The sequence below is a fragment of the Cupriavidus sp. 05N39 genome (genome assembly GCF_056397325.1).
This window is the reverse complement of the sequence record NZ_JBFTNE010000215.1, coordinates 1-3,639: the sequence shown is the minus strand read 5'-3', so window position 1 is coordinate 3,639 and position 3,639 is coordinate 1. Positions and strand designations below refer to the sequence as shown.

The 3,639-nt window shown below is 62.0% G+C and carries 4 protein-coding genes; all 4 read right to left on the bottom strand.

Translation table 11 applies throughout. The features are described from left to right. The coding region (locus AC1DN0_RS40650; protein ID WP_477146582.1) for an ATP-binding cassette domain-containing protein at positions 1–597 on the bottom strand (597 nt) is incomplete at its 3' end. Positions 598–665: 68 nt separating this feature from the next. After that, positions 666–1,514 (bottom strand): sn-glycerol-3-phosphate ABC transporter permease UgpE, encoded by an 849-nt coding sequence (gene ugpE, locus AC1DN0_RS40645; RefSeq protein ID WP_035867005.1) that lies wholly within the window; start codon positions 1,512–1,514, stop codon positions 666–668. 16 nt (positions 1,515–1,530) lie between these two features. After that, a complete protein-coding gene (gene ugpA, locus AC1DN0_RS40640; RefSeq protein WP_276291302.1) occupies positions 1,531–2,412 on the bottom strand; it encodes a sn-glycerol-3-phosphate ABC transporter permease UgpA in 882 nt (293 codons plus the stop codon). Positions 2,413–2,604: 192 nt separating this feature from the next. Continuing rightward, on the bottom strand, positions 2,605–3,639 hold a 1,035-nt coding region (ugpB, locus tag AC1DN0_RS40635), incomplete at its 5' end, for a sn-glycerol-3-phosphate ABC transporter substrate-binding protein UgpB (RefSeq protein ID WP_477146581.1).

Sequence of the window (3,639 nt, the reverse complement as noted above, 5' to 3'; positions counted from 1 at the left end):
CATGGCCTCGACCTGGTCGTGCGTCACATACATGCTGGTGGTACGCAGGCGCCGATGCAGTWCCTTCAGTTCCAGGCGCATCTGCACCCGCAGCTTGGCGTCGAGGTTGGACAGCGGTTCGTCGAACAGGAACACGGCAGGCTCGCGCACGATCGCGCGGCCCATGGCCACGCGCTGGCGCTGGCCGCCCGACAAGGCGCGCGGCTTGCGCTCCAGCAGCGGCGCCAGCTCGAGAATGCCCGCGGCATGCTTGACGCGCTGCTCGATCTCGCTCTTTGCCATGCCACGTATCTTCAAGCCATAAGCCATGTTGTCGTACACGCTCATATGCGGATAGAGCGCGTAGTTCTGGAACACCATGGCGATGTCCCGCTCGGCGGGTTCGAGGTTATTGACGATCTTCTCGCCAATATGCACCTCCCCGCCACTGATGGCTTCAAGCCCGGCCACCATGCGCAACAGCGTGGATTTGCCGCAGCCCGACGGGCCGACAATGACGATGAACTCGCCATCGTTGATTTCCATATCGATGCCGTGCACAACCTTGACGTTGCCGGCGTAGGTCTTCTGTACGTTGCGAAGCGACAGTTTTGCCATTGCTATTCTTTCTCGCTGGGCAAGCGTGGCGGGCGCGCCAACCAGTGGGCACACCCCGCCCCGCCCGCTTATTTTTCGGTTTCGACCAGGCCCTTGACGAACCACTTCTGCATCAGCACCACCACGATCGCGGGCGGCACCATGGCCAGCATCACGGTGGCCATCACCAGGTTCCAGTCGGTGGCTGCGTCTCCGGAGCGGGAGATCATCTGCGTCACGCCCACCACCACCGGCGTCATCGACTTCTGCGTGGTGATCAGGAGCGGCCACAGGTACTGGTTCCAGCCGTAGATGAACTGGATCACGAACAGCGCCGCGATGCTGGTCTTGGACAGCGGCAGCACCACGTCCTTGAAGAAGCGCAGCGGCCCGGCACCGTCGATGCGCGCGGCCTCGGCCAACTCGTCCGGGATGGTCAGGAAGAACTGGCGGAACAGGAAGGTCGCGGTGGCCGAGGCGATGATCGGGATGGTCAGGCCAAAGTAGCTATCCAGCATGCCCAGGTCCGACACTACCTTGTAGGTCGGCAGGATCCGCACTTCCACCGGCAGCATCAGCGTGATGAAGATCATCCAGAAGAAGGTCTTGCGCAGCGGGAACTTGAAGTACACCACCGCGAAGGCCGAGATGATCGAAATCGCGATCTTGCCCAGCGAAATGCCCAGCGCCATGATCAGGCTGTTGAACATCATGCTGGAGACGGGGGAAGCGGACTCGCCCACGCCCCTGAACAGTACGGTGCGATAGTTCTCGAAGAAATGGCCGCCGGGGATCAGCGTCATCGGTGCGTCAAGCACCTGCTCCGCCGTCAGCGTGGAGGCCACGAAGGTGATATAGACCGGAAACGCCACTACCAGGATGCCGAGGATCAGCACCGCATGCGTGAGGAAATCCAGAAAGGGTCGTCGTTCTACCATGTTTGCGCCCGCCTGATCAGTATTGAACCTTGCGTTCCACGTAGCGGAACTGCACCACCGTGAGCGCGATCACGATCACCATCAGCACCACCGACTGCGCTGCCGAGCCACCGATGTCCATGCCGCGGAAACCGTCGTGGAACACCTTGTAGACCAGCGTGTTGGTGGAGTTGAACGGACCACCGTGCGTCACCGAGTCGATGATGGCGAAGGTATCGAAGAACGCGTACACCACGTTGATCACCATCAGGAAGAAGGTGGTCGGCGACAGCAGCGGAAAGATGATCGACCAGAAACGGCGCCACGGCCCCGCGCCGTCGATGGCGGCAGCCTCGATCAGCGACTTTGGAATGCTCTGCAGGCCCGCCAGGAAGAACAGGAAGTTGTAGCTGATCTGTTTCCACGCCGCCACCAGGATCACCAGGGTGAGAGCCTGCTGTCCGTTGAGCAGGAAGTTCCAGTCCATGCCCAGCGCGCGCAGCGCGTACGACACCACGCCCAGGCTGGGGTTGAACAGGAACATCCACAGCACGCCCGCCACTGCCGGCGCCACGGCATAGGGCCAGATCAGCAGCATCTTGTAGGCCATCGCGCCACGCAGCACGCGGTCGGCGAAATACGCCAGCACGAGCGCGAAGGAGAGCCCCACCAGCGTGACGCCCACGGCGAATACGCCGGTAATGCGGAAGGACTCCAGGTAGAGCGGATCATTCCACAGCGTGCGGAAGTTCTCCAGCCCGACAAAGTCCAGGTTGATGCCGAACGCGTCCTGCTGCAGCACGGACTGGTACAGGGCCTGGCCCGCGGGCCAGAAGAAGAAGATGAGCGTGATGGCGATCTGCGGAAAAACCAGCAGATAAGGCAGCCATCGCGATCGGAAGACAACCCGTTTTTCCATGGGCAATTGTCCAACGGATGCCGCGCGAAGCGGCATCAAACCAGATCACAGCGCGAGTCCGCGAAGCGGCGCGCCAACCAATCGGCGCATTGGCCGGGACGCACCCTTGCGGGAACGCCCCGGCCAATGCGCCGGGCCAACAAAAACGGGCGGGATACTGCCCCGCCCGTTTTGCGGCAAAACAGGCCTAGCTTACTCGCGCGCGGTCTTCTGGAAACGCTCGAGCAGATCGTTGCCGCGCTTGACGGCGGTATCGAGGGCTTCCTGGGGCTGCTTCTTGCCTGCCCAGACCGCTTCGAGTTCCTCGTCAACCACGGTACGGATCTGCACCAGGTTGCCGAGGCGCACGCCGCGCGACTTGTCGGTGGTTTTGACCACCATCTGCTCCACGGACACGTCGGCGCCCGGGTTCTTGTCATAGTAGCCGGACTTCTTGGTCAGCTCGTAGGCCGCCATGGTGACCGGCAGGTAGCCGGTAGCCTGGTGCCAGTCGGACTGGATTTCCGGACGCGACAGGTAGGTGAAGAACTTGGCCACGCCCTTGTACTCCTCGGCCTTCTTGCCGCCCATCACCCACAGCGAAGCGCCGCCGATGATGGTGTTCTGCGGGGCGCCCGGCACGTCCGCGTAGTACGGCAGCTGCGATACGCCGAAGGCGAACTTGGCATTCTTGCGGATATTGGCCAGCGAAGCCGACGAACCGGTGAACATCGCGCATTCGCCGTTATAGAACTTGGCCTGCGATTCCGACTTGCGCCCGCCGTAGCTGAAGTAGCCCTTCTTCACCATTTCCTGCAGGTTGGCGATGTGCTTGACATGCAGCGGGCTGTTGAAGACCAGGCGCGCATCGGTGCCGCCGAAGCCGTTGTTCTTGGTGGCGAACAGCGTGTTGTGCCAGGCCGAGAAGCTCTCCAGGTGCACCCAGCCCTGCCAGTCGGTGGTGTACGCGCACTGGCCGCCGGAGGCCTTGATCTTGGCCGAGTACTGCATCACTTCGGGCCAGGTCTTGGGCGGCTTGCTGGCGTCCAGGCCGGCCTTCTTGAAGGCGTCCTTGTTGTAATAGAAGACCGTGGTCGAACTATTGAACGGGAAGGACAGCATCTCGCCCTTGGACGAGGTGTAGTAGCCGGCGACGGCGGGGATGTAGATCTTCTGGTCGAATTTCTCCCCCGCATCCTTCATCACGGTGGATACCGGCTTGATGGCCCCCTTGGCGCTCATCATGGT

Excerpts from the sequence above, each read along its gene's own strand:
- ugpE (WP_035867005.1), bottom strand. The coding sequence starts at position 1,514 with ATGGTAGAACGACGACCCTTTCTGGATTTCCTCACGCATGCGGTGCTG.
- ugpA (WP_276291302.1), bottom strand. The coding sequence starts at position 2,412 with ATGGAAAAACGGGTTGTCTTCCGATCGCGATGGCTGCCTTATCTGCTG.